Source organism: Streptomyces sp. KR55 (assembly GCF_052245645.1).
Lineage (GTDB): Bacteria > Actinomycetota > Actinomycetes > Streptomycetales > Streptomycetaceae > Streptomyces > Streptomyces flavusporus.
In genome coordinates, this window is the sequence record NZ_JBQQCE010000695.1 from 1 (window position 1) to 3,572 (window position 3,572).

The 3,572-nt window shown below is 71.2% G+C and carries 2 protein-coding genes and 1 pseudogene; 2 read left to right on the forward strand and 1 reads right to left on the reverse strand.

Annotated features, from left to right (window positions below; genetic code table 11):
* The first annotated feature begins 2 nt into the window (after positions 1 to 2).
* Positions 3 to 2,225 carry a 1,4-alpha-glucan branching enzyme gene (glgB, locus tag ACTWQJ_RS48495; RefSeq protein WP_443312751.1) on the forward strand — a complete coding sequence of 741 codons (2,223 nt, stop codon included), beginning with the start codon at positions 3 to 5 and terminating at the stop codon, positions 2,223 to 2,225.
* A 110-nt stretch (positions 2,226 to 2,335) separates the two neighbouring features.
* Positions 2,336 to 3,423: pseudogene (locus ACTWQJ_RS48500) on the forward strand (glutamate--cysteine ligase 2).
* A 6-nt stretch (positions 3,424 to 3,429) separates the two neighbouring features.
* Here the strand turns inward: ACTWQJ_RS48500 and ACTWQJ_RS48505 are convergent.
* A complete protein-coding gene (locus tag ACTWQJ_RS48505; RefSeq protein ID WP_443312752.1) occupies positions 3,430 to 3,564 on the reverse strand; it encodes a DUF6480 family protein in 135 nt (44 codons plus the stop codon).
* Between the last annotated feature and the right edge of the window lie 8 nt (positions 3,565 to 3,572).

Sequence of the window (3,572 nt, forward strand, 5' to 3'; positions counted from 1 at the left end):
ACATCTCAATCCCGGAGCCCTCGGGCCCGCTCCCGCCCACACGGAAGGCGGGCGGGAGCGCCCCGCCCCTGGACCCGGCCGACCGGGAGCGCCTGCTGGCCGGCTCCCACCACGACCCGCACGCCCTGCTCGGCGCGCACCCCGTCCCCGGCGGGATCGCCGTGCGGGCGCTGCGGCCGTTCGCCCGCGCGGTGAGCATGCTGGTCGACGGCAAGCGCATCGGCCTCGTCTCGGAGGGCGACGGCCTGTTCTCCGGCGTACTGCCGACGGAGACGATCCCCGACTACACGCTTCTGGTGGCGTACAAGGACGCCGAGCACGAGGTCCATGACCCGTACCGCTTCCTGCCCGCCCTGGGCGAGCTCGATCTGCATCTGATCAGGGAGGGCCGGCACGAGCAGCTGTGGCAGGCGCTCGGCGCCGAGCCGATGACCCACCAGGGCGTCACCGGCACCCGCTTCACCGTGTGGGCACCCAACGCCCGCGGCGTCCGCGTCACCGGGGACTTCTGCTGCTGGGACGGGACGGCGTACCCGATGCGGTCGATGGGCGCATCAGGTGTGTGGGAGCTCTTTCTGCCGGGCATCGGCGAAGGCACCCGCTACAAGTTCGAGATCACGTCCCAGTACGGCGGCCGGTTCCTGAAGGCCGACCCGATGGCGCGCCGCACCGAGGTGCCGCCCGCGACGGCCTCCGTCGTGACGGCCTCGCACTACGAGTGGGGCGACCAGGAGTGGCTGGCCCACCGCGCGGACACCCCCGTCCACGAGGCGCCGTTCTCCGTCTACGAGGTCCACCTCCCCTCCTGGCGGCCGGGACTGACGTACCGTGAACTCGCCGAGCAGCTGCCGCCGTACGTCAAGGACCTCGGCTTCACGCATGTCGAGCTGATGCCGGTCGCCGAGCACCCCTTCGGCGGCTCCTGGGGCTACCAGGTCACCTCGTACTACGCGCCGACCGCGCGGCTCGGCAGCCCGGACGACTTCCGGTTCTTCGTCGACTCCCTGCACCGGGCGGGCATCGGCGTGATCATGGACTGGGTTCCGGCGCACTTCCCGCGCGACGACTGGGCGCTGGCCCGGTTCGACGGGGATCCGCTGTACGAGCCGGGGAACGCGCAGCGGGCCGAGCATCCGGACTGGGGGACCTACGAGTTCGACTTCGGGCGGACCGAGGTGCGCAACTTCCTGGTCGCCAACGCCGTGTACTGGTGCGAGGAGTTCCACATCGACGGCCTGCGGGTGGACGCCGTCGCCTCGATGCTGTACCTCGACTACTCGCGCGAGCCCGGCCAGTGGACGCCGAACGTCTTCGGCGGGCGGGAGGACCTGGACGCGATGGCGTTCCTGCAGGAGATGAACGCGACCGTGTACCGGCGGGCGCCGGGCGTGGTGACGATCGCGGAGGAGTCCACCGCCTGGGGCGGGGTGACCCGGCCGACCGACAGCGGAGGACTGGGCTTCGGGCTGAAGTGGAACATGGGCTGGATGCACGACTCGCTGGAGTACATGAGCAAGGAGCCGGTCCACCGCAAGTACCACCACCACGAGATGACCTTCTCGATGATCTACGCCTACAGCGAGAACTACGTGCTGCCCATCTCGCACGACGAGGTCGTCCACGGCAAGCAGGCCCTGGTGTCGAAGATGCCCGGCGACTGGTGGCAGCGGCGCGCCGACCACCGCGCGTATCTGGGCTTCATGTGGGCCCATCCGGGCAAGCAGCTGCTCTTCATGGGCCAGGAGTTCGCCCAGGGCGGGGAATGGTCCGAGGCGCACGGCCCGGAGTGGTGGCTCCTCGACCCGGACTACTGCGCCGCGGGTGATCACCGCGGGATCCAGGACCTGGTCCGCGACCTCAACGCGCACTACCTGCGTATCCCGGCCCTCTGGCAGCGCGACACCGACCCGGCCGGCTTCCAGTGGGTGGAGTGCGACGCGGCCGACGACAACGTCTTCGCATTCCTGCGATACGACGCCGGGGGCACCCCCCTGCTGGCGGTGTCCAACTTCTCCCCGGTCGTCCGCCACGACCACCGCCTCGGCGTCCCCGGCGACATCCCCGCCTGGCAGGAGATCCTCAACACCGACGCCGCCCGCTACGGCGGCAGCGACATCACCTGTCCCGACCCGGTCAAGGCGGAGGCGGAGGGCTCGCACGGCCGTCCGGCGAGCATCCGGCTGACCCTGCCGCCGCTGGCCACGGTCTGGCTGCGACCGTCCTGACGGGGCGGTTTCCGGGCGTACAGGTGTCCGGGCGGCCTTCCGGGGCAGTCGGGGGACGGACGACGGGATGTCCCCCGTGGTCGTAGAGGGTCGTCGAAGGGCCGTTTGACGTGCGCACGGTCGGAGTGGAAGAGGAGCTCCTCCTGGTGGACCCGGAGACCGGAGAGGCGCGGGCCCGGTCCGGCGCGGTGCTCGCCCGGGTCGCTCAGGACGACGTGGACCAGGACGTGTTCGAGAAGGAACTCCACGAGCAGATGCTGGAGTTCGCCACACACCCGCAGTCGGACATGGGCGACCTGGGCGCGGAGATCGTCCGCTGCCGCGAGGAGGCAGCCCGGCACGCCGCGAAGATCGGGTGCGCGGTCGCGGCGCTCGCCACGTCGCCGCTGCCGGTCAGCCCCGCCGTCGGCACCCACCGCCGCTACCAGTGGATGGAGGAGCAGTACGGGATCGCCACCCAGGAGCAGCTTGTGCTCGGCTGCCACGTTCTGTCTGCGTCGAGTCCGACGAGGAGGGCGTCGCGGTCATCGACCGGGTGCGGCCCTGGCTCGCGGTGCTGTCGGCGCTGAGCGCCAACTCCCCTTTCTGGCAGGGCAAGGACACCAGCTACAGCAGTTATCGCAGCCGGGTCTGGCAGCGGTGGCCGTCGGCCGGACCGACCGAGATCTTCGGCTCGGCACAGCGGTATCACCAGCGGGTCGCGGACATGCTGGCCACCGGAACCATCCTCGACGAGGCGATGGCCTACTTCGACGCCCGCCTGTCCCGGAACTACCCCACCGTCGAGATCCGGGTCGCGGACGTCTGTCTGCACGCGGAGACCACCGTCCTCGTCGCGACCCTCGCCCGAGGGCTCGTGGAGACGGCGGCGCGCGAGTGGCGGGCCGGCCGGGAACCGGCCGATCACAGCGTGAGCCTGCTGCGGCTGGCCGCCTGGCGGGCCGCCCGCTCGGGGTTGACGGAGGTGCTGCTCCACCCGGCGGTGATGCGGCCGGCGCCCGCCGAGACGGTCGTACGGGCGCTGCTGGAACACGTCGGGGAGGCGCTCGCCGACAGCGGGGACCTCGACCGGGCGCAGGAGTCCTGCGCCAGGCTGCTGCGGCGCGGCAACGGCGCCCGGGTACAGCGCGAGCTGCTGAAGCGGACGGGCAGCCTGCGGGACGTCGTCGTCGAGTGCGTACGCCACACCCAGACGTGACAGGTCCTACAGCATCAGCACCAGGCCGTACGCCAGGAAGAAGGCCGCGACCAGCACGACGAGAACGATGATCAGGGTGAGCGGACCCTTGGCCCAGCCCTTGGTCGGGTTGTGCGTCTCCCGGGGTCCCGCGCCGGGCAGGCTGCTCT